The sequence below is a fragment of the Phenylobacterium sp. genome, from assembly GCF_030693805.1.
Lineage (GTDB): Bacteria > Pseudomonadota > Alphaproteobacteria > Caulobacterales > Caulobacteraceae > Phenylobacterium.
The window spans coordinates 1-1,483 of the sequence record NZ_JAUXZW010000128.1 but is presented as its reverse complement, the minus strand read 5'-3'; the positions used below and the strand labels follow the sequence as shown (position 1 = coordinate 1,483).

At 35.7% G+C, this 1,483-nt stretch carries 3 protein-coding genes; all 3 read right to left on the bottom strand.

Features of this window, described 5'->3' with window-relative positions; all coding sequences use genetic code 11:
• A partial coding sequence (locus tag Q8M88_RS05715) for a hypothetical protein (protein ID WP_305595281.1) occupies positions 1-222 on the bottom strand: 222 nt, incomplete at its 3' end.
• Positions 223-401: 179 nt separating this feature from the next.
• Complete coding sequence (locus tag Q8M88_RS05710) at positions 402-1,319, bottom strand: alpha/beta hydrolase (RefSeq protein ID WP_305595280.1); 918 nt, start codon at positions 1,317-1,319, stop codon at positions 402-404.
• A 46-nt stretch (positions 1,320-1,365) separates the two neighbouring features.
• Positions 1,366-1,483 (bottom strand): homocysteine S-methyltransferase family protein (locus Q8M88_RS17695; protein WP_371132637.1); only part of this gene is annotated, 118 nt, incomplete at its 5' end.

Sequence of the window (1,483 nt, the reverse complement as noted above, 5' to 3'; positions counted from 1 at the left end):
ATCGTACCCGGCATTTGCAAAAGCAGAAATAATATTCTTGAACTGACCTAAGCGGTTAAGTATATCAACGCTTTCCATTCCGGAAAGTTTTTGCGCTAATTTATCATTAATTGCAAATTCGAAAAGAGTTGGGCGGTTGGGTTTCTTTCGTTGTAATACTTCGATTATATTTTGGAAATCCGGCTGGAAGTTTTGATTACGCTTGTAAATAACTTTACTCATGCAGTAAACTGTCACTCATTAATTACCAGGTAAAACATAAATGAAATTAACTTTAGCCACCACTAAATATTTTTGGTTATAGAATACTTGGTTTTCTCCGCCCATCGCTCAGATAAAAGAATGACTTTGCGTCCCGCATCCGGAACGAAGCAACCAGCTTGTCAATTTGTTGAGTTATATTATTTTACATACTCTTTCAACCAAGCTATACATCTGTTAGTCCAATCATGCAAGTAATTATCTTTAGTTGAAATCGAAAACACATGCCCGCCTTTGGTATAAATATGCATTTCTGGTTGTATACTTTTTTCTTTCAGGGCTTGATAAAAAAGCAAACTGTTTTCTACCGGAACGGGCTTATCATCTTCTGCATGAAAAATAAATGTTGGCGGTGTGTTTGCTTTTACTTGTAACTCATTTGAATATTCAATAATCTTTAATGTATCTGCATTCTCTCCTATTAAAGCTGTTCTTGATCCCATATGTGTTAGTGGCTTCTTAAATGTTATTACCGGATAAGCCAGGATCATAAAATCTGGTCTATCATTCATCATATCAATAGAGTCAATCGGTGTAATAAGTTTAGTCCCAAATTTTGTTCCTATTGTAGAAGCCAGATGACCGCCGGCGGAAAATCCCATAACTCCAATCATGTTTTCTTTAATGTTCCATTTTTTTGCGTTATATCTTGTTAGTCTCATTGCACGCTGAACATCAAGGAACGGAGTTATTTCTTTGTTAATTACACTTTTTGAAATAGGCAGCCGATACTTAAGTACAATTGCGGCAATTCCGTTTGAGTTAAGCCACTTTGCAACATCATCGCCTTCCCAATCGTATGCTAATACTCTGTAGCCGCCTCCCGGACAAATAACAACAGCTTTTCCGTTGGCGCTTCTTTTTGATGGCAGATAAACTGAAATTGTTGGTGTTTGGATATTTCTGACACCCAAAATATCTGTTGTATCTATAATTTCTTTCTCATCACTTTGAATATGATTGGGTAAATCTTTTTCCCAAAGTTTAAGAGTGAAGTTTTGTGAGTAAAGAATAGAACCCAAAAACAAAAAGAAGAATAAAACGAATCTGTTTTTCATAATACACCGGTCTTTAAATGATGTGGTAACAAGTTTTGTCTGACAATTACTTATTTCTATTTTTAACTTTATGTGCAATAGCTTCAATGTGTTTTGGATTGGTTCCGCAGCATCCTCCAATAATATTTGCCCCGCATTTTATCAGCTCATCAACCTTTTCAGCC

Excerpts from the sequence above, each read along its gene's own strand:
- Q8M88_RS05710 (WP_305595280.1), bottom strand. The coding sequence starts at position 1,319 with ATGAAAAACAGATTCGTTTTATTCTTCTTTTTGTTTTTGGGTTCTATT.